The sequence below is a fragment of the Shewanella xiamenensis genome, from assembly GCF_024971755.1.
GTDB classification, from domain to species: domain Bacteria; phylum Pseudomonadota; class Gammaproteobacteria; order Enterobacterales; family Shewanellaceae; genus Shewanella; species Shewanella xiamenensis.
In genome coordinates this window covers 1691090-1714649 of the sequence record NZ_CP079718.1, presented here as the reverse complement: position 1 = coordinate 1714649, position 23560 = coordinate 1691090, and the positions used below count along the sequence as shown (strand labels likewise).

Here is a 23560-nt window from a genome sequence, read left to right as displayed (position 1 = left end):
GAAAAGCCCAAGGTTTAACTTGGACTTTAATTAATTATGCCTGCAGATGTAATTTAAAAACCCGCAGTACTTTATCAATATCCTGGCGCGAGACATCTTTATGGGTAACAAAACGTATGGTACGCCCAGGACTAATCAAAATGCCCTCATTACGACAGCGTTGCGCTAAGGCCTGTTCATCGATATGAGAAGCTAAGGTTGCAAACACCATATTGGTTTGAACGGATGGCAAGTCAATTTCAAACTCGTCTAATAGGCTTAACTGTTGGGCCAGATATGCAGCGTTTTGATGATCATCTGCCAACCTTTCAACTTGCGCAGTTATAGCTAACTCCCCCGCAGCTGCTAGAATCCCAGCTTGACGCATACCTCCACCAAGCATTTTTCGCCAACGCTTCGCTTTTTTAATGAGGCGTTCATCGCCTAAGAGTAACGATCCGACTGGCGCGCATAATCCCTTTGATAAACAGATCGAAACGGAATCAAAGTGTACGGCGATATCAGCAATAGCGATCCCTTGTGCCACTGCGGCATTAGCCACTCTCGCACCATCTAAATGAATTTTTAAACCGCGCTGAAAAGCCAGTGCCTGCGCATTGGCAAGATAGGTTTGGGGCAACACTTTCCCCCCGATAGTATTTTCCAAACTCAGCAAGCGCGTTCGGGCAAAATGAATATCATCAGGCTTGATTGCCGCTTCAATTTCGCTAAGAGCAATAGTCCCATCTAATTGATTTGTTAGCGGTTGTGGTTGAATACTACCTAACACCGCCGCACCACCACCTTCAAATTTATAGTTATGAGCTTGCTGACCGCATAGATATTCATCCCCGCGCTCACAATGCGACATCAAAGCCAGTAGATTGGCTTGGGTGCCAGATGCCGTAAAAAGTGCTCCCTCAAAACCAAACATCTCGGCGGCCATGTCCTGTAAACGGTTAACGCTCGGATCATCACCATAAACATCATCACCCACTTCAGCCCTCGACATGGCTAAACGCATTGCCTCAGTAGGCTGGGTTACAGTATCACTGCGTAAATCTATCATTTTGTCCTCAACTTCTTCTGCCTATCCCCTATGCGCATATCAAACACGCCTAGCGACTCTAGCCTTAAAGGAAAAAATTGTATAGCTTGCTGATATAGCTGCCGATAAAACATACAACCTAATGCAAAATTTAATCTGATATAATTGATTTATATCGAATAAATGGCAAAACTTGGCGTTAGAACGTTTAAAAGCTACAATAGCAAACTAGGATGCTCATGCTAAAGCAATGCCAATCTCCTAGTGATTTTGACTGCTAGATATTAAACATAAGGTGATTTGTGGTGAATATATCCGTAATGCAATGGATTAAACTAGCCTCTTTAGCATTGAGTTTAACCCTAATGCTACCAGCTTATGCGTGGCAGGATACAGATCAAGATGGCGTGCCCGATATTAAAGATGCCTGCCCCAACACAACCGCTAACACTACGGTGATGGCAAATGGCTGTGTTTATGAAGTCGAAGCCACGGCCACTAATATTCAATGTAATCTCAATGACCCCAGCACCTATTCAGCTCCTGATTGTCATCATATTGAGACAGCCATTGTGTATTTTGAGTTTGCGATAGCAGAGGTAGATTTATCGCAGTGGAAAGCATTAGCCTTAGTCAAAGCATTTTTAGAGTCAAATACTGATGTTCATTTAATCTTGGTTGGGCACACAGATATTGTCGGCACACCTGAGTTTAATTATCAGTTATCACTTCAACGTGCGCAAAATGTGAAACAAATTTTGGTTGAAGACTATGGATTCAACCCAAATCGCTTTACCGTTGTCGGTAAAGGTATATCTGAACCAGTAGCAGATAATCGTTCCAGCGAAGGTCGCAGATTAAATCGACGAGTACAATTTTTCGTCAATAATAAGTAGTTTTGTTAGCGTATTTTTAGGGAGTAATTTAATGGAAAACCTTGAAGGCTTATTAAAGCAGGCTCCAGATCTGATCATGACCTATGGAGTGAAGATCTTATTTGCCCTTGTTATCTTTTTTGTCGGTAAATATTTTTCCGGCGTTGCGCAAAAGGTAGTGCGAAAGCTACTCAACAGCCGCAAAGTTGATCCAACGGTGGTCTCTTTTGTAGCCAACTTATCGTGGGCTGTTGTGTTTGTCTTCACCATTATCGCCACCTTAGGCCAAATTGGTGTGCAAACCGCATCTTTAGTCGCGGTTATCGGTGCCGCCGGTTTAGCGATAGGTTTAGCGCTGCAAGGATCATTATCTAACTTTGCTTCAGGCGTGTTAATGGTGTTATTCCGCCCATGTCGCGTGGGTGACTATATTGAAGCTGCTGGTATTGCTGGCACTGTTGATGAAATCACCATTTTCTCAACTAAATTACGCACGCCAGATAATAAGGTTATCGTTGCGCCCAACTCTTCAATCATGAATGGCACGATCACCAACTACTCAGCCTTAGAAAATCGTCGTATCGATTTAGTCATTGGCGTGTCTTATTCTGCGGATATTGCCCAGACTAAAAAAGTTTTAACCGAGATTTTAGATAACAACCAATATGTGCTGAAAGAACCGGGTTACACCGTGGGTCTGTCTGAACTAGCAAATTCTTCAATTAACTTTGTAGTTCGTCCTTGGGTAAAAACGGCGGATTACTGGACAGCTCGTTTCGAGATTTTAGAACAAATCAAAAATGCGCTTGATGCAGCCAATATTGAAATTCCATTTCCACAAATGGATATTCATGTAAAACAACTGCCCGAGAGCAAATAATCAGCAGTGATATTAGAAGGCCGGTGAAAACCGGCCTTTTTTATGGTGATAAGCCGGATTTTGGCGTACCTTAACCGAATATGCACACATATCTGAGTAAGAGAGAGAATATGCCAAAGTATGTTTCATTTCTGGCCGCTGGCTGTGTTTTTAGTTTAATGCTGCTCAGCCCAATGGCGATTGCCAGCAATAAAACCCAAGTAATGATGGGTGAAAAGGCTGTCACCCTAGAAGGAAAATTACCTCAACTTGAGCAAATGGCTCCAAGATTTAAAGTCGTTGATGATAAATTCAATCCAATCAACTTAACCGACTTTAAGGGAAAAACCATCCTGGTTAGTGCGGTGCCTAGCTTGGATACGGGTGTTTGTGCGTTACAAACTAAACGCTTTAATAGCGAGGTCAGCCACTTTTCTGATGATGTCGTCATGCTAACCATCAGCACGGATTTACCTTTCGCGCAAAAACGTTTTTGTAAAGTTGAGAATGTCGAAAATATTAAAGTGTTATCCGATTCTGTTTGGCGTGATTTTGGCGAGAAGTATGGTCTGTTAATTGAAGATTATGGCTTACTTGCACGGGCGATTTTCATCGTCGATGCCGAAGGTAAACTCAAGTACCAAGAATTAGTACCCAACATTGCCCAGCATCCAAACTATGATGCCGCGCTAGAGGCGCTAAAAACCATTCAAGCACAGTAATATGCATAAAAATAGGGCATTTAATGCCCTATTTTTTACTAGTGCGTATGTTGGTCGCCGTTGGCTTGATAGTCGAAGGTAGGCATAGACCAATGATAGCGTAATGCTAACATCCGCCAGCTAAATCCAAAACTTAAGCAAATTAATAGATTAATCCATTCAGCCAATTGATAGGCGTTTAGCGTGATATATAACCCCGCCGTAAAGAGTGAGATTACCGCATAGAGCTCTTTCTTAAAAATCAAAGGCACTTGATTACAAAGAATATCGCGAATAACACCACCAAAAACACCGGTAACCAATCCCATAACGACCGCAATAGTTGGACTAAAACCAAGCATCAGGGTCTTTTGCGCGCCAACAATTGAGAACACCGCTAAGCCTAAGGCATCGATGGCCAAAAACAGCTTAGACAAATAACGCATAACTGGCGCAATCGCGACGGTTAACAAAGATGCAAATGCAATCGCAATTAGATAGTGGACATTCTCGACCCAAATCAAAGGGTAATTTCCAAGTAACATATCTCGTAATGTGCCGCCACCAATAGCGGTAGCACAACCGATAATGACTACGCCGAATAAATCCATCTGCTTACGGCCAGCGGCTAATGCCCCAGTCATGGCCTCAGCCAAAATCCCAATCAGCCATAATAATCCGATAAATTGCGCTTCTTGCATTTAAACTACTTATTACCCATGCATAAAAAACGGATTTTGCCTGATAATCCACGGGCTGGATAATGAGATTATTTAAATTTTGTCATTAGAATATTTAATCTATTGATACCATTTATGCATTAGTCATTTCTAACTTTCAATATCACGCTACACTACACTCCTTAAATAACAATAAATTAACTAACAGACAGTTGCCAGCCGCATTCAATTAAGCTTATTTTTTGATAAGTTTTAATAAAGCATAATCAATTAAACTTTGAAATTTTGTAGAAAACTCAACATCATGTCATTCAAGCCTAAATTTTGGCCACAAAAAAGCGGCCTAATGGCCGCTTTTTTAGACGAAAAGTAAATTATTTGTTTTCAGGTTTCGGAGGATAATTCGCCATGACACTTCCAACGGCATCATTGATGAGCTGGACTCTTTCAGAAGGAGTATTTTTATCACGAATGGTGTCAGCCACCGAACCACGCCATATTAACTTAGCGGTTTTATTATCAACTAAATCAATGATCAACGTACCAACTTCGTATTCTCTCACCGTGGTTTGTGTTTGCATGTTGCCACCCCATCCCCAACCAGGACCATAGTAAGGGTTATAGCCAAAGTTGGTATTGAAAGTATCGACATTAATCTTTTTGTCGATTTTAGTCAGATAGTTAACTAGGACATCAGCGTCTTTTGTATCGACTAACGTCATGCCCTTAGCAGAAAGCTGTGCATTAACTGCATCACGCACTCGCTGATCCATCAGACCATCGAGATGATAACCTGAAGCATCGGTCTTTTGTGCTACCCAAGCATAGGTTTTGTATTGAGAGAAATTGGCACTGGGATCATAGTCCCAACCAGACTTAAGAGAACTACAAGCACTCAAGGCCAGCACTGCTAACCCTACGATAAAATTTTTCATGGTGATTTCCTTGGATTTCGTAAAGAACACAAATGAGCCGATAAATAAATTTAGCTTACAGAGCAATGGCCGATTCTACAACTCAATATAATGAAAAGCAGAGCGTTATTCAGCTTGACTTCAGCAATCGCTTTAAATGATAATGATTATCACTTAAAGCGATTAAGGGATAAATAACATGTACTGGTTCATTAGCGCATTGATTGTTGCATCAGCAATTTTCTGGCTAGCGCCACAAAAAGCCTCAATCGACACCAATAACAATAAACTCACGCCTCATCTCCCGATGATGTTATTGTTTTTGCCTTTGATTGTAATGAGTTGGCTGATATTCGAAGCTGTATCAAATGGTGCAGACTACACCACAATTGCCGCATTTGGTTTTGTTGCCACAGCCTGTTTAATTGCACTTCCCAAATTACATCGTTTTATTATGCCCTGCGCCCTACTCACCGCATTGGCATTAATCGCTATGGTTTTGCAACATCTATAAATTCCGTTTGAAAACATGCTACTTCCCTGCAAAGAGCTAGCATTTACCTTCGGCCACTTTCAGTCTCTGTCTGTGGCCTTTTTTTACCTCTACTTTTTACCTCCACGAAGCATAATGAATTTGATAGACTTAAGCAGTTTACATTCAGATAAAAGATGACTTATGAGAGTAGATCCCAACGTTTCCTTAGTATACAGCACTGATAAAGGTCGCATTACTGCCGAACCAGAAGCAAAAGCACTCCCCGCATCCGATGGCATTGTGCGTATCCACAGAGACAGCAAAGGCCGCAAAGGGAAAGGTGTCTCGGTCATTTCAGGCCTAGGGCTTGACGATACTGGCTTAAAAGCACTAGCACAAACACTTAAAAAACAATGTGGTTGTGGTGGGACGGTTAAAGATTTCACGATCGAAGTGCAAACCGATAACCGTGAACTACTCAAACAGTTGCTTGAAAAACAAAACTATAAAGTCAAATTAGCCGGCGGTTGATACGCCACGATCCCAAGTAGCTGGATTTTATCTATCGATCAATGCATATGGGCTGAACGGAGCATTTAATGGAGAGTTTGCAGAACCATTTTTTAATCGCCATGCCATCACTCGATGACACTTTTTTTGAGCGCACCGTCATCTATTTATGTGAGCACGATGAAAAAGGCGCCATGGGACTAGTGATTAATAAACCGCTGGGCATTGAAGTTAACTCCTTGCTCGAGCAGATGGATCTCCCAACAGAGCAAGTGTCTGCCGATTTTGCAATGGGATCGCAAGTCTTAATGGGCGGGCCAGTTTCCCAAGATAGAGGTTTTGTACTGCATACTTCCCAACCCTATTGGGCCAATAGTACGGAATTAGGCTCGGGACTGATGCTTACCACATCTCGAGACGTATTAACCGCTATAGGCAGTAAGCGCTCGCCAGATAAGTTTCTCGTGGCATTAGGTTATGCTGGCTGGAGTAAAAATCAGTTAGAGCAAGAACTTGCCGATAACTCTTGGCTTACGATCCCCGCTGATCACACCTTACTCTTTGAAGTAAACCACGAAGATAGATGGCAACAAGCTAGCCGTTCACTGGGATTTGAGGCTTGGCAACTTTCAACACAGGCAGGCCACGCCTAATCTCACTTTATTTAACGAGTTAATATCAGATGAATACTAAAACCGTGTTAGGTTTTGATTTTGGTACAAAAAGCATCGGCGTTGCCGTAGGGCAACAAATTACCTCCAGCGCAACACCACTTTTATCTCTTAAGGCCGTTGATGGCATTCCAAATTGGGATGAAATAGCCAAACTCATCCAAGAGTGGCAACCCGATTTAGTCGTCGTGGGTTTACCGCTCAACATGGATGGTACAGAACAAGAAATGACCCACAGAGCAAGAAAATTTGCCAATCGACTAAACGCTAAGTTTGGGGTCAAAATTGTCACTCAGGATGAAAGACTCACCACCACAGATGCAAAAGCTAGGCTATTTGAACTCGGCGGCTTCAAAGCCCTCACCAAAGGTCAAGTTGATGCTGTGTCAGCCGTATTGATTGTCGAAAGCTATTTTGAAAATCATTTCGGCGACTAATGAGCGATATCAAAACAAAAGGATAGCCTGAGCTATCCTTTTTTATTTCTACGATATTAGTGTCTACAGATAGGGTTTAACCAAGCTCGCCATCATGCTGATATGGTCATCATTATCATTTAGCGCTGGAATATAACGGAACTTCTCCCCCCCAGCATGAGTAAAGATATGGCCATTTTCGCCCACGATCTCTTCTAACGTCTCTAAACAATCGGCACTAAATGCTGGACACACAATCGCAACATCACGCACACCTTGACTCGGCAGAGCCGCCATCGTCGCATCCGTATAAGGCTGTAACCACTTAGCTTTACCAAAACGTGACTGGAATGTAATTGCAAATTCATCTTTGGCCAAACCCAATTGCTCAGCCACAAGACGAGTGGTCTTCATGCAAAAACAATAATAGGGGTCACCCAGATGAAGATTACGCTCAGGCATACCATGGTAAGACAGCACCAACTTTTGTGGCTTGCCATGTTTGTCAAAATCGGCACGAATCGAATTGACTAATGCAGCAATAAACTCAGGGTTATCGTGATAAGTATTAATAAAATGCAGCGAGGGCAAATAGCGCCATTGACAAAGTTCCTTGGCAATAGCGTCAAAAGCGGAACCCGTTGTCGGCGCAGCATATTGGGGATATAAGGGTAAAACAACTATCTTATCAATCCCTTGCTTATGCATATCCTGTAATGTGTTTGCCACTGAAGGGTTTCCATAGCGCATAGCTAAGTGAACCGACACAGGATAACCATCGGCGGTTAATTTATCGGACAATTTAGCCGTTTGCCGCAAACTGATATCCATCAGTGGCGACCCAGCTTCTGTCCACACCTTTTGATAAAGTGCCGCGGACTTTGCTGGGCGAACGCGCAGCACTATGCCATGTAAAATCAGCATCCAGAGGAGTTTTGGAATTTCTACCACCCGAGGGTCGGATAAAAACTCTGCAAGGTAACGCCTTACGGCCGATGCCGTTGGCGCATCTGGCGTGCCAAGGTTAAGTAACAACACACCCACTTTGCCACGCGTTGCGTGGCCCATCTCTTTTGATAATCGTGAAAACCTAGCCAAAGTAGCCTCTTAAAATTTGTAAATGAATAAATTGGGCATTAAAGCACGGATTCTATTGCCTGCTTAAGCTCGGCACTATCGGGTTTAACCTTAGAATTAAATTGCTGCACAGTATTGCCATCGCCACTCACTACATATTTGTAGAAATTCCACTTGGGTGAGCCAGCTTTATCGCCTAAGTATTTGAATACACTGTTAGCATCACTACCTCGGACGGGAGACGTCGCGAGCATGGTGAAGGTGACACCATAGTTGATGTAGCACACCTTAGCTGTGTCTTTTTCATCATTCTCCTCTTGGAAAAAATCATCCGAAGGGAAACCAATTACCACTAACCCTTTATCTTTATATTGTTGATGGAGTGCTTCTAAGGCTTTAAATTGCGGCGTATAACCACAATTACTGGCGGTATTGACCAGCAGCACAGGCTTACCCTGAGTGAGCTCACATAAGTTAACGCTCTGTTCTGAGTGCAATTTACGCACTTCAACATCAAGGTAGCTTGGGCATGTTGCCGCCAAAGCGCTGGTGCTCATCAAGCTAGTCAAGATAAATAGCGGGAGTTTCATCATAATGTCCTTCTTATTCAATGATCCAAGATAGGCGAACTTATTCTTATTACGTCACTTGCTACGGTAAAGATCATATTGAATAAAAAAATAAAAGCTACAAGGAGTTATCGATTGCTTTAGCTGATAAAAAAGCAGCTCAATCGAGCTGCTTTAACACACGACAAAATAGGATTAATCCATATCCAAGGTCACGCCTTCCATAAAGCTCGAACTGGCGGGTTCTTTATTTTGCAATTTAATCATTAACCGCAAGTCGTTGGGTGAGTCAGCATGGTGAAGCGCGTCGGCATAACTGATCTCCCCATCGACATAGAGCTGTAACAGTGCTTGGTCAAAGGTCTGCATGCCCTGCTCATTCGATTTGGCCATGGTTTCTTTGAGCAAATGCAGCTCGTTTTTAGCAATCAAACTCGCGACACGTGGCGTATTGATCAAGACTTCAATCGCCGCCCGGCGCCCTGTGCCATCAACTTTAGCCACCAGCTGCTGCGCCACAATGCCACGCAGGTTGAGTGACAAATCGAATAATAGCTGTTGATGTTTACTCTCTGGCACTAAGTGCATAATCCGGTCTAATGCTTGGTTAGCATTGTTAGCATGCAGTGTCGCCATACACAGATGGCCCGTTTCAGCAAAGGAGAGCGCAAACTCCATGGTTTCTTGGGTTCGAATTTCACCGATAAGGATCACATCAGGCGCCTGACGCAACGAGCTTTTCAACGCCGCATCAAAGGACTCTGTATCTATGCCCACTTCACGTTGAGTAATGATACTTTTGCGATGATCGTGAACAAATTCCACAGGGTCTTCAATCGTCAAGATATGCCCGCGGGCATGGGCATTGCGGTAACCGACTAATGCAGCTAAGGAAGTCGATTTACCGGTCCCTGTTCCCCCCACCATGATGATAAGTCCACGCTTACTCATCACCAGATCTTTTAAAATGGGTGGCAGTTTTAAATCATCCACTTCAGGGATTTTGGTCTCAATCCGGCGCATAACACAACCCGGAGACTCACGCTGCCAGAATGCACTGACGCGAAAACGACCCAACTCCTTAACCGCAAAAGCAAAGTTACACTCACGAGTCGTGTGAAACTCCTTCTTTTGCGCCTCCGTCATCACGGACTCGACAAAATCCAAAGACTGCGCGGGCGTGAAGGCACTCTCGGCTAACGGGCGTAACTCACCATCGATTTTGGCGCTCGGCGGAAACCCTGCGGTAATAAACAGGTCCGAGGCTTTACGCTCCACCATGACTTTTAAAAACGGACGGACATCCATCATAAATCCTTAAAACGTCGCTTGTTTGTTTGAGCTCTTCGCCATGGCATCCTCACGGGTGATGAGACCACGGTTCACTAAGTTTTGCAGACACTGTTCGAGTGTTTGCATGCCATGGGCCATCCCCGTTTGAATGGCTGAGTACATCTGCGCCACTTTATCTTCACGGATAAGGTTACGAATAGCGGGCGTACCCATCATAATTTCGTGGGCAGCCACACGGCCGCCACCGATTTTCTTAATCAAGGTTTGTGAAATAACCGCCTGTAATGATTCAGATAACATGGTACGAACCATGTCCTTTTCACCGGCAGGGAAAACGTCAACCACACGGTCAATAGTCTTAGCCGCCGACGTGGTGTGTAAGGTGCCAAAAACTAAGTGACCCGTTTCAGCCGCCGTCATCGCCAGACGAATGGTTTCAAGGTCACGCATCTCACCAACGAGGATAACGTCAGGGTCTTCACGCAGTGCGCTACGCAGTGCCGCGTTAAAGCTGTGGGTATGGCGATGCACTTCCCGTTGGTTAATCAAACATTGCTTGTTGGGATGAACAAATTCGATTGGGTCTTCAATGGTTAAGATATGATCATGGCGGTTTTCATTGATGTAATCGACCATGGCCGCAAGTGTGGTACTCTTACCGGAACCTGTAGGCCCAGTGACTAACACTAACCCACGGGGAAAACTGGCAATTTTTTTAAAAATTTCAGGCGCACCTAACTGCTCAAGTGACAAGATATCGCTGGGAATGGTACGAAATACCGCCGCAGCGCCGCGAGATTGGTTAAAGGCGTTCACACGGAAACGCGCTAAATTAGGGACTTCGAACGAAAAGTCGATTTCTAAATGTTCTTCAAAGTCCTTGCGTTGTTTATCATTCATAATGTCATAAACAAGGCTGTGTACACCCTGATGATCGAGCGCGGGCAGATTGATTTTTCTCACTTCACCGTCGACACGGATCATGGGAGATATCCCTGCAGAGAGGTGTAGATCCGAGGCTTTGTGTTTTACACTAAAAGCTAATAACTCAGTGATTTCCATAGTTTGGGATATCCTTGCAACTAGATAATTACATCATGACAACAATAGCAGACAGACTCGCCCACGCCCAGAGCAGGATTGCGCAAGCGGCGCAAAAATGCGCACGCTTACCTCACACTATTCGCTTACTTGCCGTCAGTAAAACTAAACCTATCGCAGATATTATAGCCGCCTATAATGCAGGCCAGCGTTGCTTTGGTGAGAACTATGTTCAAGAAGGTGCGACAAAAATTGAAGCGCTAAAAGATACTCATCCCGATATTGAATGGCATTTTATTGGGCCTCTACAATCCAATAAGACCACATTAGTTGCCCAGCACTTCGATTGGATGCACACCCTTAGCCGAGAAAAAATTGCCCAGCGGCTCAATGAACAGCGCCCCACTCACCTTGCGCCACTTAATGTGTGCATTCAAATCAACATCAGTGATGAAGACACAAAATCTGGTATCGATGCCGAGCAAATGCTACCGCTAGCCAATATCATCAGCCAACTGCCGCAGTTAAGGCTCAGAGGCTTAATGGCTATTCCCACTGCAACCGATAACATTACCCAGCAAACCCGGGAACTTACCGAGCTCAAGCAGTTATTCGAGACACTGAAACAGCATTATCCCGATGTCGATACACTATCAATGGGCATGAGTAATGATTTGGACATCGCTATCGAGTGCGGCTCAACCATGGTGCGCATTGGCAGCGCCATCTTTGGAGAGCGGGATTATTCCTCAAAAGAAACTCAATTGAGTCGATAAGTATCAAACCTATTGCCATTAAAGAGGTCATTGCCAACCATCGCTATCACAGATTGAAAACTAAGGTATAGCGACTGACTCGGTATTTGGTCTTGTTTTTACAGGCTAAAGCCCAAATACTGTAAAGAGACATTAAATAGAAATTTTTATCCGGTCTAATTTTGTCATCGCTGAACCATAGGATTCAGCCCTAGGCCAGACATTATGGGGTACACATGAGTCAACAAAAAATCTGCTTTATCGGCGCGGGCAATATGACCCGTAGTATTATCAGCGGCTTAATTCGTAGCGGTTATCCAGCATCACAGGTTCAGGCGACCAACCCAAGCCAAGGTAAACTCGATGCCCTCGCTCACGACTTTGGTGTGCGAGTATCCCAAGATAATGTCAGCGCCGCCCAAGATGCCGATGTCATCGTATTATCCGTTAAGCCGCAGTTGATGGAACAAGTCTGCCAAGCACTGCAAGACATTGATATGTCAAATAAGCTGATCATTACTATTGCCGCAGGGATTAAAGCTGAACGCTACAGCCAGTATTTAGCACAACCCATCACGCTGGTTCGCACTATGCCAAACACCCCAATGCAAATCGGCGTCGGCATGACGGGACTCTACGCACCGCAACCCCTATCGGATGCACAAAAAGCCATTACTGAACGATTGATGTCCAGCGGCGGTGAAATAGTGTGGGTAAATGAAGAATCTGAAATTAATCAAGTCATTGCCCTTGCTGGTAGCTCACCAGCATATTTCTTCCTGCTGATGGAATCGATGATTGATGCGGGTAAACAAATGGGCATGGACGAAGCCAAAGCCAGAAGCTTAGTGCAGCAAGCCGCCCTTGGTGCTGCTATGATGGCTAAACAAAATCCTGAGCTCACGCTGGGTAATTTACGGGAAAATGTCACCTCTAGAGGTGGAACAACGGCGCAAGCCATCGCCACATTCGAAGCGGCAGATCTCCGTGGCGTCGTAAAAAAAGCCATGGAAAACTGCATTAATCGCGCAGAAGAAATGGCAAAGACATTTTAATTAAACCACTTTCCCGACGGCTCAAACACAGATAACGGGCGTTTTTAATTGGACTCATATAGGCAGAAATCTCGATGAATGCATTAACCTTCTTGATCAGCACACTCTTCGATTTGTATTTGATGGTAGTGATTTTGCGGCTCTGGCTCCCCTTGGCACGGGCCGATTTTTATAACCCTTTTAGTCAATTTATCGTGAAAGCAACTCACCCACTCATCGCCCCAATGCGCCGAGTGATCCCATCAATAGGAAGATTTGATACAGCCTCGTTTGTGTTGGCATTATTGGTCGTCATCGTAAAAGTCTTGCTATTGAGCCTTATCGCCGGTGGCGCTATTGATATTGTGCTGTTCTTTGTATTTGCGCTTGTCACTGTCATCAAACAGACAGGCATTTTGCTGTTTTGGATGTTGATCATCCGCGCGATTTTGAGCTGGTTCAATCAAGGCTATAATCCGATCGTGATGATTATGGGGCAATTAACCGAGCCCATTTTGGCCCCAGTGCGCCGCATCATTCCGCCCATTGGTGGTTTAGATTTGTCAGTGATGTTGGTGATTATCGGCATGAACTTTATCAACATGCTGTTGGCGCAATACGTACCTTTTTGGGCCGTGATTTAATGAGCGCAGTCATTATGCAGCAAGGCGACTTGCTGCTTAATTTGTATATTCAACCTAAAGCGAGTCGCGATCAGATAGTTGGGCTTCATGGTGATGAGTTAAAAGTCGCCATTACCGCCCCGCCTATTGATGGCAAGGCCAATGCCCATTTAAGCAAGTATTTAGCCAAGGCCTTTAAAGTCCCTAAAAGCGATGTTCACATCCTTAAGGGCGAATTGGGGCGCCATAAACAGGTACGGATTAGCGCTCCTAAAAACGTCCCGACAGAAATCGCGACACTGCTCGAATAAACACAGCGTTGGAAGTCTAGGTTCCGATACATATAATCAAGCAATCTCTCATATTAAGTTAAGGTACAACATTATGTTACGTAACCTCCTAATCATGCTCGTATTAACAGCTAGCCTTTGTGGTGTCGCTGATGCCGAGCAAAAAGAAACCGTCGGTAATTTTGATATTCATTATATCGCGTTAGGAAGTACCTTTCTGACCCCCAGTATTGCTAAAACCTATGGCATTGAGCGTAGTAGCTACAAAGGTATTATCAACATCGCGGTATTAGATACGAGCGAAACAGGCTCCCCCGCAGTTCCCGTAGAAATCACCGGTGTTGCCAATAACCTACTCGATGCACGTATCGATTTGAAATTTAGAGAGATCCGTGAAGGTAAAGCGATTTATTACATCGCCGAAGTCCCTTACCGCGACGATCAAGAAATCAATTTCAACATCGCCATCAAACACGGTAATCAACTCAACACCAATCTGCAGTTTAAGCAAAAATTCTACGTCGAATAATCTCAACCTCATAAGGCAGGACGATACCAAGTATCGTCCTGCCTTTTTCTGTCCTTTACCGCTCAGCTTGGGTATCATTGCCGCATACAGTCCAATGACATCGCTCAATGTTCACACTCAGTGACACACAGACAAGAGCGCCCAATCCAATAGGTATTCCATGCAACAAATCGTCCTCGCCAGTGGCAATAAAGGTAAACTTGCCGAATTCGATCAAATGCTCGCCGCCTATGGCGTAAAAGTGCTGCCACAAAGCCAATTTAACGTTAGCGAAGTGGCCGAAACGGGCACCACCTTTGTCGAAAACGCCATTATCAAAGCCAGACATGCGGCGCAAATTACTGGACTTGCCGCCATTGCCGATGACTCGGGATTAGAAGTCGATTTACTCCAAGGCGCACCGGGGATCTACTCTGCGCGCTATGCGGGGGAAAATGCCAAGGATCAAGACAATGTGTTAAAACTCTTAGACACATTAAAGGATAATCCTGCGCCGCGTACGGCCAGATTCCAATGCGTTCTAGTCTATATGCGCCATGCCAAGGACCCAACGCCCATCATTTGCCAAGCCTCTTGGGAAGGCCAAATCGATTTCGTGCAACGGGGTGACAACGGCCATGGTTACGATCCGATTTTTATTCCAGAACACCATGATTGCAGCGCCGCCCAAATGAGCAGTGACGAGAAAAATGCCTTGAGTCACCGTGGTAAAGCTTTAGTGCAACTGATTGCTGCCATGCAAGAAAAAGGCGTATTTACCGACGGGAACGCCCAATAATGTCAGTGAATGTGTCACCTCAGTTAACCCTGCCGCCGTTGAGCTTGTACATCCATATCCCTTGGTGTGTACAGAAATGCCCTTACTGCGACTTTAACTCCCATGGGCAAAATGGCGAATTACCCCAGCAGGCCTATGTGGATGCGCTGCTAGCGGACCTACGCCAAGACTTGCACTTAGTCCAAGGCCGTAAGCTGCACACCATTTTTATTGGTGGTGGAACACCGTCTCTGTTTGATGCCAATCAAATCAAACGGATATTAGATGGCGCCAATGCGCTAATTCCCTTTAGTGACGATATTGAAATCACCATGGAGGCCAACCCTGGCACCCTAGAGCACGATGACTTTAGTGCCTACCGCGCCGCCGGGGTCACCCGGTTATCCATTGGAGTACAGAGTTTCTCTAAGGATAAGCTCAATCTGCTGGGGCGGATCCACGATCAAAACGAAGCCCAAACCGCCGCCCAAAAAGCCAGCCAAGCGGGTTATTTAAGTTTTAACTTGGATTTGATGCACGGACTTCCGAATCAAAGTTTTGCTGAGGCCATGGCGGATATAGATACCGCTGCAGCGCTCAATCCGCCGCATTTGTCTTGGTATCAACTGACGATTGAGCCCAATACCCTGTTCCATTCAAAACCGCCGCAACTACCCGACGATGAAGATCTCTGGCAGATCTACGAACAAGGGCAACAAAAGTTAGCGGCACTCGGTTATGAGCAGTATGAAATCTCGGCCTATGCCAAACCCGGCTATCAATGCAGGCATAACCTTAACTATTGGCAGTTTGGCGATTATTTAGGCATAGGCTGCGGTGCCCATGGCAAAGTGACCTTGCCCGAAGAAAATCGCATTATTCGCACGGTTAAAATCAAACACCCTAAGGGTTATTTAGCTGCCGACAACTATCACTTCGAGCAGACTGAGGTCGCCGAAGAAGATCGCGCGCTCGAATATTTGATGAATCGTCTACGCTTAATGACGCCTATTCCTAAGCAAGAGTTTGAAGACAGAACCGGTTTACACCGAGATACGTTGAAAGAGGGAATGGAAAAGGCCAAACAACGGGGTTTACTGACCGAATCGGCTGAACATTGGCAATTAACCAGTAAAGGTCACATGTTTGTGAACGATTTACTGACGCAATTTTGTTGATTCACTAGGGCGTGTTGACGTTTCGAGATTAGATTTTGTTTGTTCTGGCAAGCACGTGCTCGCGAAACGAGGAATGATGTGTAGTTATTCTACTCAAATGACGAGTGACAAAGAGCAAGGGCTTGCTAGACGAACCCTTCGGGCAGCGTTTGGCTGGCGTTTCTGCTGCGTTATCGTCCGTTTATGTAGAATAACTACACTGCACGGACTTTGCCTTGCATAAAAGCCAGCCCAACTGCTGCAAAAATAACCCTGAAACGTCAACACGCCCTAATTAAATTCCCCATATAAATAATGTGTTAGCTTAGGTTTCTCGATGAAGCATCTTTTATGGCTAACACATTTTCTAACATTTATATTCATACATTTTCCCCCTGCTTCTTTAGAATTGCCTGAACATTGTTAAGGAAGCCTGATCATGCCAATAAAAACGAACATCAGCTTAGTCGCATTTACTCTCTCCGCCCTGCTTGCACTGCCCTCCTATGCAGTGCCCACCTTAAGTGACTCACATCATGTGGCCAGTACCAGTGTTGCCGCCCAAAGCGAGTCAGAAAAAGCCAATGCCTTGTTTGAAACCATCTTCATGGAAAACATTATGGCAAGCCCCATTGCGCAAACCTATATGGGCATTAAGCAGGACTATGATAAGTGGGACGACATTGGCGATGAGGCGGATGCCCGTGAGTTGGCGCGAACCAAGAAACAGCTAGCCGAAGTGAATAAACTGGATGCGAGTAAGCTTGATCCACAAACTCGCCTAAGCCTGACGTTACTCACCCAAAACCTGAATAACGATATCAAAGACTATCAGTGGCGTTACCATAACTACCCAGTGAATCAGATGCATGGTGGCCACTCGATGATAGCCTCCTTCCTGATTAATCAACACCAGATCACCGATGTCAGCGATGCTAAGGCCTATATCAGCCGCTTAAATGGCGTGCCTAAACGCTTAAGCCAACTGCAACAGGCGCTTGAGATCCGCGCAGATAAAGGCATTATTGCCCCTAAATTTGTGTTCGGTTACGTGATTTCTGACAGCCAAAACATCATTAAAGGCGCCCCCTTCGATAAAGGCGAAGACAGTGCGTTGTTGGCGGATTTTCGCAAAAAAGTGAATGCACTCAGCATCTCTGAAACAGAAAAAAACCAACTGATTGCCGATGCTGAAAAAGCACTAGTCTCGCAAGTTGAGCCCGCATACAAGACGCTTATCGCCTATATCAAAACCTTAGAAGCCAAGGCCGATACCCGCGATGGGGTTTGGAAACTCCCCGACGGCGAGGCGTTTTATAACAATGCACTTGCGCGTACGACCACTACCCACATGACGGCGGATGAAATCCATCAACTTGGTCTTGCCGAAGTGGAACGCATCCATAATGAAATGCGCGCCATTATGAAAAAGGTGAATTTTAACGGCACCTTGCAAGAGTTCTTCGCCTTTATGCGCGATGATCCGCAGTTCTATTATCCAAATACCGCCGAAGGCAAGGCGGCATATTTAGCCGATGCAACCAAGCTTATCGATAATATGCGCTCACGCTTGGATGAAGTCTTTAAGGTTAAGCCTAAAGCAGCCATGATAGTCAAACAGGTTGAAGCCTTTAGGGAAAAATCCGCGGGTAAAGCCTTCTATGAACAACCGGCGCCCGATGGCTCTCGCCCTGGCAGCTACTATGCCAACCTCTACGATATGAAAGCCATGCCTAAATACCAGATGGAAGCACTGGCTTACCACGAAGGGATCCCTGGCCATCATATGCAAATCGCTATCTCACAGGAGTTAAAGGATATTCCTAAGTTCCGTAAATTCGGTGGCTATACTGCCTATATCGAAGGTTGGGGACTCTACAGTGAATCTTTCCCGAAGGAGATGGGCTTATATGCCGACCCTTACTCCGATTTTGGTCGACTGGCGATGGAGTTATGGCGAGCTTGTCGTTTAGTGGTCGATACTGGGATCCACGCCAAGAAATGGACCCGCGAACAAGGGATAGCTTATTACGTCGATAATACCCCTAACGCAAAATCCGATGCGAAGAAAATGGTAGAACGTCATATCGTTATGCCATCTCAAGCCACAGCCTATAAAGTTGGGATGATTAAGTTACTCGAACTGAGACACAAGGCGGAAAAACAACTGGGTGATAAGTTTGATATCCGGGATTTCCATACTTTAGTCTTGGCTAATGGGGCACTGCCTTTGGATGTGCTAGAAGAGCAAGTCGATCAATGGATTGCCAGCGTTAATAAAGCCTAAGCATATAACCTTGGGAGGCTAACGCTAGCCTCCCTTGAACGCCATTGCGAATAACATCGTTAAATCGCAGCCAATAAAAAAGCCACTATCAAGTGGCTTTTTTATTGGATTTATCACCGGCTTGGTCATAAAACCCTATCTCACTGTGGGTCACTATATTTAATGTATTAAGCATAAGCACTTAACACTCGGTGTGACTTTAGGGTACAGAGAGACAAAACTCGTTTTGCGCACTCAACCATCAGAAAAAAATTACCTCAGCCTAATGAGCTGAGGTAAACCAAAAACTAGGATGATGGTTTAAAAGCCAACATTGTTTTAGTTCGCAAACTTCTGCTGGCTGTGATCCGAAACTGCATTGCTGCCAACCTGTACGCTGATATCGAAAGGGGTCATTTCCAATAAAAGTGTAGGACTCAGGTCATTCCGAATCATCTGGCAACCATTGTATTCATTTAAGAACAGACTTCAATACACCCACTAAAAAGCTGTTTTAGAAAACCCTAAAAAACCAAACTAAAATACAACCAAAAAACCACATAACAGATTGATTTTAATAAGGTCTAAAAACTACCAAACTCGCTCAAAACGCATTAAACGCATTTTAAGAACAATGTTTCCAAAATTACTGACGTTCACTGAAGAGTTCCGCATAGGGAATATCCCAATAAGGCGGATTACCAATGTGGTCTTTAATAAACTCTATGAAGGCACTCACCTTAGGCGCTAAGTGTTTACGACGTGGGTAAACGGCCTGTAGCGGTAAATGATGAGTCAGTTGCCAATCCCTCAGCAGCGGCACTAAGGTGCCCTTAGCGATTTCATCTTCCATCAAGTAACTGGCAAGATAGACAACCCCTAAGCCACTGATCGCAGCTGATTTTAAAGCGGGAGCGTTATCCACTCTAAAGTTACCAGAGACACCTATCTCACAGTAATCATCGCCTTTTTTAAACTGCCACATGCTGTGCTCATGCCACTCACCTTGATACACCAAGCAGTTATGGTCGACCAATTGCTCTGGACGCGACGGTTCGCCATGTTTAGCAATATAATCGGGTGAGGCAACGAGTAGGAACTGACACTTCATCAAAGGTCGCGCCACCATACCAAGAGGAAGCTGCTCAGACATAGTTAACAGTAAGTCTAAACCTTCACTGACCACATCCACCTTATGATCAAGCAAACTGACTTGCAGTTCGAGCTCAGGGTGTTTTGCCATAAAGGATGGCAGTGCGGGAATGATATGCATAGCGCCAAAGGACTGAGAAATACCCACCTTCAACACGCCGCGGGTCGCATCGTTTAAATTATGCACGCTAGCAATCGCCTGCTCAGCATCGCGGAGTAACTCTTCACCTTGCAGATATAACAAATGCCCAGCTTCAGTCAAACTTAAGCTGCGAGTAGTACGCTGGATCAGTTGAACACCGAGTCTATGCTCGAGATCGGCTACCTGCGTACTAACCTTAGATTTAGAGATCCCAAGCCTTCTTGCGGCCGCACTGAAACTTCCGGCTCTGGCCACATGAGTAAAAATCGCAATAGGTTCTAACAGTTCTAACATGGAAAGTCGCCTTAAGCAGTTTCGACAGTGATTTAAACTTTCGGAATAACGCAGGAATGCAGCATTCCATAACGCCTTAATATCTCACAGCAAATGGGTTCGTTGTAGAGATTTAAACCGAAAAAGTCAGCTAAAGTAGAGTGTTTTATCTGACTGAGTTGCCAGCTTTTCATTATATTTTAAGAGTATACCAAACATTAGTCTGAAGAATGTAACATTCCACACTAAATAGCCGCAAGCATTGGGATTAATATCAAGGTGCTTGGTAACAATTCCCCAATAAAAAGCCCCAAACACAAAGGTGCTGAGGCATTGATCATTTATACTGCTTTATTCATTTTGTCAGCTAGGCAAACGTTCTAGCGTAAAAACCTGTTTATTCCCTTAGATATCTTCTGCGATATCTACTCACGCAATTCGTGGTGAGTGTTTTGCGTCAACACATAAGGTGCTAACTCAGGCACTTCTTTACGCAGTTGATTTTCAAGCACTAGCAGGTTTTCAAAACGGTCACATAAACGGTCGGCTTTCGCTTCAATCCCCTTGGATTGGGATTCAATTTGCTGCTCAATATCATCGCCTAATTTATCCATTTTTTGTGAAAATGCCTCCATCTTAGCATCGAAGGACTCACCATCGCCGGCAAGAATTTGGCCACCGATGTTCATCATCAGGGTACCAATGGAGTTTTGCACGATTTGCTCCATTTCCTGTTCAAACTCATCGTTAAAAGTGTTTTGCATCGACTCTTCGGTCGCACCAAGGTAAAAACTATCGCCCTGCTTGTAGGCTACGGCATCGACACGCTTCTGCACGCCTGCCATCATCTCATCAAACTTGGCGCCAGCGGCATCGCCCATCAGTGGCGTTAACGCCATACTCACGGCTTGAGAGGCCAGTGCAACCGCTTCATTGACTAATTCAATCACCTCAGGTACCTGAGTAGACACCTCATCGGCATATTGGCTAACTAGCTTCTTCTGCTTATCAGTTAAAGTTACCTGCTTGCCTTCAACGTATAACTTGTCAACCTCGATACGATACTTCTCGGCGCCCTTCTCACTCATCACTAATTTTTTAGGCTCGACTCTCACATCATAATTAAGGGAAACCTCACAGCGCTCATCAATTTGCGGCTCGGTTTTCGCTTGTGCTGATTGCAAGCCAGAAGCACCTAAAATAACGCCCGATAATGCCACTCCAGTTAATAGCGTATTTATTTTCATTGTGGTTCATCCTTTAATCTGAGTAATTCGACTAAGCTAACATGCTAAAAGCCAATTAGCAGAAGATGTGCCAACTTTGTAATAATATGATTAGTATGGAGTTATAGAAATTAGCACCGATAGATGATTAGTGATTTTCACCAATATTTAGCCTAAGGGTGCTAATAAAAGAGGTAAATCAGAAGATTGAACGTCCGAGACGCTGGCTGAGATGCTCAAGCATCGCCGTCCCCGCGAGGGAGTTACCTTGGTTATCTAATTCGGGTGACCAAACGCAGACCGAGAGCTCCCCAGGGATCACCGCAATAATGCCGCCACCGACACCACTTTTGCCAGGCATTCCGACACGATAGGCAAACTCACCAGCGCCATCGTACAAGCCAGACGTTGCTAACAGGGCATTTAACTGTCGAGTCTGCACTTGCGAAATAAGCTCGGTACCGTCTAAAGTTTTACCGCGATTAGCTAAATACAGCATCGCCCGCGATAGATCGGCGCAGTTCATTTTTAAGGCGCAGTAATGAAAATAAGTGCGCAGCACTGTATCGACATCACCTTGAAAATTGCCGAAGGATTTCATCAGATAGGCGATGGCCGCATTGCGAGCACTATGCTGATATTCAGAATCCGCCACTTGCTTATCGAAACAAACTTTATCGTTTTGACTCAGCGCCCTGACCAATTCCAACATCCGATGCTTAGGTGCCCCTAAACGGCTCTGCAATAAGTCAGCGATGACTAATGCGCCAGCATTAATAAAGGGATTGCGAGGTTTACCCCGCTCGAGTTCGACTTGGACTAATGAATTGAAGGAGTGTCCCGAGGGTTCTTTGCCGACGCGGCTCCAAATTTCGGTTTCTTCATATAAAGTTAGCGCTAAGGTTAAGCTGAAAACTTTAGAAATACTTTGAATTGAAAATGGCTCAAGGTAATCGCCTGCGCCTATGGTTTCACCGTCAATAGTGGTCACGGCAATGCCCAATTTGCCAGCATCAACATTGGCGAGCGCAGGAATATAATTAGCAACCTTTCCTTGGCCGAGCAAGGGTCGAACTTTGTCGACCACTTCCTCTAATAACGCCTGTTCTGGCATTAACTCCACCAGATATCGTACAGTTCGCTAACTTCGAGTTGAGTCACTTTTTGACCCGCCCAGAATGCCTTAACAGCAGCGATATCTTCCTCGGTGCACTTACCGATAGTTTGGGTCGCAATAATACCTTCCCATTCGATATGACCACCGCCATGGAAGCCTAGCTTACGGGCTTCAATCACCTCATCAATAAACTTATCGACAGTTGCATCAATTTCAGCTTCAGAGACAGATGCATCGAACGTCCAAGTGATGTCAAAACCTAACTCTTGGAATTCATCGACGCGCATTTTCTTACGTAAACGACGGCTACGATTCGTTGCCATAGTGATTTTCCCCGTTGTGTTAAAAAACCAATAAAAAGATAACGATATTAAGCGATACGCTCGAACATCAGATCCCATACGCCATGGCCAAGGCGATGACCGCGGGCTTCAAATTTCGTGAGTGGACGATGATCCGGACGCGGTACAACAGTACCATCGGCAGATTGATTCTTGTAACCGCTCGCCACATTCATCACTTCCAGCATATGTTCGCTGTAGTTTTCCCAGTCGGTTGCCATATGGAATACGCCGCCAATCTTCAGTTTACGGCGGATCAATTCGGCAAATTCAGCTTGTACGATACGGCGTTTGTGGTGGCGCTTTTTATGCCAAGGATCGGGGAAGAACAACTGCACACGCGTCAGGCTGCCATCGGCAATCGCATGTTCTAATACTTCCATCGCATCATGGTGATACACACGAAGATTGGTCACGCCCGCGACAGCGGCATCACTTAAGCATGAGCCAACACCAGGCTTATGGACTTCAATACCGATAAAGTTCAGCTCTGGTGCTTCTTGCGCCATTTGCACTAAAGAAGCGCCCATACCGAAACCAATCTCCAGTACAGTGTCAGCTTCGCGGCCAAAAACTTCGGCTAAATCCAATGGTGTTGGGCTGTAATCTAAGCCCATTGTTGGCCACTGAGTCTCAATGGCTTGCGCTTGACCTTTAGTCAAACGCCCTTCTCTTAGGACAAAGCTTCTGATCTTACGCAGATACTTGCCTTCTTCATTAAATTCAGCAGTAGTGACTTCGCTCATTTTTGCCTCGTCTCGTGGACAACACCCTCTAAAAAGAAGGGCAT

At 45.0% G+C, this 23560-nt stretch carries 27 protein-coding genes; 15 read left to right on the top strand and 12 right to left on the bottom strand.

Going from position 1 to position 23560, the window contains the following annotated elements:
- Positions 1-34 precede the first annotated feature (34 nt).
- Positions 35-1048 (bottom strand): low-specificity L-threonine aldolase, encoded by a 1014-nt coding sequence (ltaE, locus tag KXJ80_RS08700; protein WP_218737164.1) that lies wholly within the window; start codon positions 1046-1048, stop codon positions 35-37.
- A 299-nt stretch (positions 1049-1347) separates the two neighbouring features.
- Here ltaE and KXJ80_RS08695 point away from each other — a divergent pair, with 299 nt between their 5' ends.
- The 3 genes from KXJ80_RS08695 to tpx all read left to right on the top strand — a co-directional run bounded on the left by KXJ80_RS08695 (position 1348) and on the right by tpx (position 3483).
- On the top strand, positions 1348-1923 hold the full coding sequence (locus KXJ80_RS08695; RefSeq protein ID WP_069453278.1) for an OmpA family protein: 576 nt from the start codon (positions 1348-1350) through the stop codon (positions 1921-1923).
- 31 nt (positions 1924-1954) lie between these two features.
- The gene (locus KXJ80_RS08690) at positions 1955-2782 is read left to right on the top strand and encodes a mechanosensitive ion channel family protein (RefSeq protein WP_037420742.1); all 828 of its coding nucleotides are present in this window, start codon (positions 1955-1957) and stop codon (positions 2780-2782) included.
- Between the two features lie 110 nt (positions 2783-2892).
- Entirely contained in the window at positions 2893-3483 is a 591-nt protein-coding gene (gene tpx / locus KXJ80_RS08685; RefSeq protein WP_099456808.1) for a thiol peroxidase, read from the top strand.
- A 38-nt stretch (positions 3484-3521) separates the two neighbouring features.
- On the opposite strand, the gene KXJ80_RS08680 is transcribed toward tpx, so the two are convergent.
- Positions 3522-4163: a trimeric intracellular cation channel family protein gene (locus KXJ80_RS08680; RefSeq protein ID WP_037420748.1), complete on the bottom strand. Its 642-nt coding sequence runs from the start codon at positions 4161-4163 to the stop codon at positions 3522-3524.
- A gap of 353 nt (positions 4164-4516) precedes the next feature.
- Entirely contained in the window at positions 4517-5077 is a 561-nt protein-coding gene (locus KXJ80_RS08675) for a DUF4136 domain-containing protein (protein ID WP_055647824.1), read from the bottom strand.
- A 178-nt stretch (positions 5078-5255) separates the two neighbouring features.
- Here KXJ80_RS08675 and KXJ80_RS08670 point away from each other — a divergent pair, with 178 nt between their 5' ends.
- From KXJ80_RS08670 to ruvX, 4 genes are all read left to right on the top strand, one after another.
- Positions 5256-5570 (top strand): hypothetical protein, encoded by a 315-nt coding sequence (locus KXJ80_RS08670; protein WP_037420754.1) that lies wholly within the window; start codon positions 5256-5258, stop codon positions 5568-5570.
- A gap of 162 nt (positions 5571-5732) precedes the next feature.
- A complete protein-coding gene (gene yciH / locus KXJ80_RS08665) occupies positions 5733-6062 on the top strand; it encodes a stress response translation initiation inhibitor YciH (protein ID WP_037420757.1) in 330 nt (109 codons plus the stop codon).
- 68 nt (positions 6063-6130) lie between these two features.
- Positions 6131-6694: a YqgE/AlgH family protein gene (locus tag KXJ80_RS08660; protein ID WP_069453279.1), complete on the top strand. Its 564-nt coding sequence runs from the start codon at positions 6131-6133 to the stop codon at positions 6692-6694.
- A gap of 29 nt (positions 6695-6723) precedes the next feature.
- On the top strand, positions 6724-7149 hold the full coding sequence (ruvX, locus tag KXJ80_RS08655) for a Holliday junction resolvase RuvX (RefSeq protein ID WP_037420762.1): 426 nt from the start codon (positions 6724-6726) through the stop codon (positions 7147-7149).
- Between the two features lie 63 nt (positions 7150-7212).
- Here ruvX and hemH read toward each other — a convergent pair whose 3' ends face one another.
- The 4 genes from hemH to KXJ80_RS08635 form a co-directional block, all read right to left on the bottom strand.
- A complete protein-coding gene (gene hemH, locus KXJ80_RS08650; protein WP_211164613.1) occupies positions 7213-8196 on the bottom strand; it encodes a ferrochelatase in 984 nt (327 codons plus the stop codon).
- A gap of 68 nt (positions 8197-8264) precedes the next feature.
- A complete protein-coding gene (locus tag KXJ80_RS08645) occupies positions 8265-8798 on the bottom strand; it encodes a glutathione peroxidase (RefSeq protein ID WP_037420768.1) in 534 nt (177 codons plus the stop codon).
- 171 nt (positions 8799-8969) lie between these two features.
- The gene (locus KXJ80_RS08640; RefSeq protein ID WP_188870156.1) at positions 8970-10082 is read right to left on the bottom strand and encodes a PilT/PilU family type 4a pilus ATPase; all 1113 of its coding nucleotides are present in this window, start codon (positions 10080-10082) and stop codon (positions 8970-8972) included.
- Positions 10083-10091: 9 nt separating this feature from the next.
- Positions 10092-11129 carry a type IV pilus twitching motility protein PilT gene (locus KXJ80_RS08635; protein WP_037420775.1) on the bottom strand — a complete coding sequence of 346 codons (1038 nt, stop codon included), beginning with the start codon at positions 11127-11129 and terminating at the stop codon, positions 10092-10094.
- Positions 11130-11164: 35 nt separating this feature from the next.
- Between KXJ80_RS08635 and KXJ80_RS08630 the strand changes: the two genes are divergently transcribed.
- The 8 genes from KXJ80_RS08630 to KXJ80_RS08595 all read left to right on the top strand — a co-directional run bounded on the left by KXJ80_RS08630 (position 11165) and on the right by KXJ80_RS08595 (position 18540).
- Positions 11165-11884: a YggS family pyridoxal phosphate-dependent enzyme gene (locus KXJ80_RS08630; protein ID WP_259474653.1), complete on the top strand. Its 720-nt coding sequence runs from the start codon at positions 11165-11167 to the stop codon at positions 11882-11884.
- A 215-nt stretch (positions 11885-12099) separates the two neighbouring features.
- Positions 12100-12918: a pyrroline-5-carboxylate reductase gene (proC, locus tag KXJ80_RS08625; protein WP_218737165.1), complete on the top strand. Its 819-nt coding sequence runs from the start codon at positions 12100-12102 to the stop codon at positions 12916-12918.
- Positions 12919-12992: 74 nt separating this feature from the next.
- Positions 12993-13541 (top strand): YggT family protein, encoded by a 549-nt coding sequence (locus KXJ80_RS08620; RefSeq protein ID WP_037420784.1) that lies wholly within the window; start codon positions 12993-12995, stop codon positions 13539-13541.
- Positions 13541-13831 carry a DUF167 family protein YggU gene (gene yggU, locus KXJ80_RS08615; RefSeq protein WP_037420787.1) on the top strand — a complete coding sequence of 97 codons (291 nt, stop codon included), beginning with the start codon at positions 13541-13543 and terminating at the stop codon, positions 13829-13831. The genes KXJ80_RS08620 and yggU overlap by 1 nt, the downstream gene beginning before the upstream one ends.
- Before the next feature lie 73 nt (positions 13832-13904).
- Complete coding sequence (locus tag KXJ80_RS08610) at positions 13905-14339, top strand: DUF4426 domain-containing protein (protein WP_218737166.1); 435 nt, start codon at positions 13905-13907, stop codon at positions 14337-14339.
- 160 nt (positions 14340-14499) lie between these two features.
- Positions 14500-15117 carry an RdgB/HAM1 family non-canonical purine NTP pyrophosphatase gene (gene rdgB, locus KXJ80_RS08605; protein ID WP_011625625.1) on the top strand — a complete coding sequence of 206 codons (618 nt, stop codon included), beginning with the start codon at positions 14500-14502 and terminating at the stop codon, positions 15115-15117.
- Positions 15117-16274 (top strand): radical SAM family heme chaperone HemW, encoded by a 1158-nt coding sequence (gene hemW, locus KXJ80_RS08600; protein WP_011625624.1) that lies wholly within the window; start codon positions 15117-15119, stop codon positions 16272-16274. The genes rdgB and hemW overlap by 1 nt, the downstream gene beginning before the upstream one ends.
- Positions 16275-16692: 418 nt before the next feature.
- Entirely contained in the window at positions 16693-18540 is a 1848-nt protein-coding gene (locus KXJ80_RS08595) for a DUF885 domain-containing protein (protein ID WP_218737167.1), read from the top strand.
- A gap of 625 nt (positions 18541-19165) precedes the next feature.
- Here the strand turns inward: KXJ80_RS08595 and KXJ80_RS08590 are convergent.
- The 5 genes from KXJ80_RS08590 to trmB form a co-directional block, all read right to left on the bottom strand.
- Positions 19166-20107, bottom strand: coding sequence for a LysR family transcriptional regulator (locus KXJ80_RS08590; RefSeq protein ID WP_011625622.1), 942 nt, complete (start codon positions 20105-20107; stop codon positions 19166-19168).
- Between the two features lie 404 nt (positions 20108-20511).
- Entirely contained in the window at positions 20512-21333 is an 822-nt protein-coding gene (locus KXJ80_RS08585) for a YggN family protein (protein ID WP_144375274.1), read from the bottom strand.
- A gap of 178 nt (positions 21334-21511) precedes the next feature.
- The gene (gene glsB, locus KXJ80_RS08580; RefSeq protein WP_011621971.1) at positions 21512-22426 is read right to left on the bottom strand and encodes a glutaminase B; all 915 of its coding nucleotides are present in this window, start codon (positions 22424-22426) and stop codon (positions 21512-21514) included.
- A complete protein-coding gene (locus tag KXJ80_RS08575; protein WP_037420808.1) occupies positions 22426-22752 on the bottom strand; it encodes a YggL family protein in 327 nt (108 codons plus the stop codon). Before KXJ80_RS08575 ends, glsB begins: the two co-directional genes overlap by 1 nt.
- 47 nt (positions 22753-22799) lie before the next feature.
- The gene (gene trmB, locus KXJ80_RS08570; protein WP_055647817.1) at positions 22800-23516 is read right to left on the bottom strand and encodes a tRNA (guanosine(46)-N7)-methyltransferase TrmB; all 717 of its coding nucleotides are present in this window, start codon (positions 23514-23516) and stop codon (positions 22800-22802) included.
- Between the last annotated feature and the right edge of the window lie 44 nt (positions 23517-23560).

Excerpts from the sequence above, each read along its gene's own strand:
- KXJ80_RS08610 (WP_218737166.1), top strand. The coding sequence starts at position 13,905 with ATGTTACGTAACCTCCTAATCATGCTCGTATTAACAGCTAGCCTTTGT.
- KXJ80_RS08585 (WP_144375274.1), bottom strand. The coding sequence starts at position 21,333 with ATGAAAATAAATACGCTATTAACTGGAGTGGCATTATCGGGCGTTATT.
- yggU (WP_037420787.1), top strand. The coding sequence starts at position 13,541 with ATGAGCGCAGTCATTATGCAGCAAGGCGACTTGCTGCTTAATTTGTAT.
- KXJ80_RS08575 (WP_037420808.1), bottom strand. The coding sequence starts at position 22,752 with ATGGCAACGAATCGTAGCCGTCGTTTACGTAAGAAAATGCGCGTCGAT.
- KXJ80_RS08645 (WP_037420768.1), bottom strand. The coding sequence starts at position 8,798 with ATGATGAAACTCCCGCTATTTATCTTGACTAGCTTGATGAGCACCAGC.
- ltaE (WP_218737164.1), bottom strand. The coding sequence starts at position 1,048 with ATGATAGATTTACGCAGTGATACTGTAACCCAGCCTACTGAGGCAATG.
- KXJ80_RS08690 (WP_037420742.1), top strand. The coding sequence starts at position 1,955 with ATGGAAAACCTTGAAGGCTTATTAAAGCAGGCTCCAGATCTGATCATG.
- KXJ80_RS08680 (WP_037420748.1), bottom strand. The coding sequence starts at position 4,163 with ATGCAAGAAGCGCAATTTATCGGATTATTATGGCTGATTGGGATTTTG.
- glsB (WP_011621971.1), bottom strand. The coding sequence starts at position 22,426 with ATGCCAGAACAGGCGTTATTAGAGGAAGTGGTCGACAAAGTTCGACCC.
- ruvX (WP_037420762.1), top strand. The coding sequence starts at position 6,724 with ATGAATACTAAAACCGTGTTAGGTTTTGATTTTGGTACAAAAAGCATC.
- KXJ80_RS08675 (WP_055647824.1), bottom strand. The coding sequence starts at position 5,077 with ATGAAAAATTTTATCGTAGGGTTAGCAGTGCTGGCCTTGAGTGCTTGT.
- hemW (WP_011625624.1), top strand. The coding sequence starts at position 15,117 with ATGTCAGTGAATGTGTCACCTCAGTTAACCCTGCCGCCGTTGAGCTTG.
- yciH (WP_037420757.1), top strand. The coding sequence starts at position 5,733 with ATGAGAGTAGATCCCAACGTTTCCTTAGTATACAGCACTGATAAAGGT.
- KXJ80_RS08660 (WP_069453279.1), top strand. The coding sequence starts at position 6,131 with ATGGAGAGTTTGCAGAACCATTTTTTAATCGCCATGCCATCACTCGAT.
- KXJ80_RS08635 (WP_037420775.1), bottom strand. The coding sequence starts at position 11,129 with ATGGAAATCACTGAGTTATTAGCTTTTAGTGTAAAACACAAAGCCTCG.
- KXJ80_RS08590 (WP_011625622.1), bottom strand. The coding sequence starts at position 20,107 with ATGTTAGAACTGTTAGAACCTATTGCGATTTTTACTCATGTGGCCAGA.
- KXJ80_RS08630 (WP_259474653.1), top strand. The coding sequence starts at position 11,165 with ATGACAACAATAGCAGACAGACTCGCCCACGCCCAGAGCAGGATTGCG.
- KXJ80_RS08695 (WP_069453278.1), top strand. The coding sequence starts at position 1,348 with ATGCAATGGATTAAACTAGCCTCTTTAGCATTGAGTTTAACCCTAATG.
- proC (WP_218737165.1), top strand. The coding sequence starts at position 12,100 with ATGAGTCAACAAAAAATCTGCTTTATCGGCGCGGGCAATATGACCCGT.
- KXJ80_RS08670 (WP_037420754.1), top strand. The coding sequence starts at position 5,256 with ATGTACTGGTTCATTAGCGCATTGATTGTTGCATCAGCAATTTTCTGG.
- KXJ80_RS08620 (WP_037420784.1), top strand. The coding sequence starts at position 12,993 with ATGAATGCATTAACCTTCTTGATCAGCACACTCTTCGATTTGTATTTG.
- tpx (WP_099456808.1), top strand. The coding sequence starts at position 2,893 with ATGCCAAAGTATGTTTCATTTCTGGCCGCTGGCTGTGTTTTTAGTTTA.
- hemH (WP_211164613.1), bottom strand. The coding sequence starts at position 8,196 with ATGGGCCACGCAACGCGTGGCAAAGTGGGTGTGTTGTTACTTAACCTT.
- KXJ80_RS08640 (WP_188870156.1), bottom strand. The coding sequence starts at position 10,082 with ATGGATGTCCGTCCGTTTTTAAAAGTCATGGTGGAGCGTAAAGCCTCG.
- rdgB (WP_011625625.1), top strand. The coding sequence starts at position 14,500 with ATGCAACAAATCGTCCTCGCCAGTGGCAATAAAGGTAAACTTGCCGAA.
- trmB (WP_055647817.1), bottom strand. The coding sequence starts at position 23,516 with ATGAGCGAAGTCACTACTGCTGAATTTAATGAAGAAGGCAAGTATCTG.
- KXJ80_RS08595 (WP_218737167.1), top strand. The coding sequence starts at position 16,693 with ATGCCAATAAAAACGAACATCAGCTTAGTCGCATTTACTCTCTCCGCC.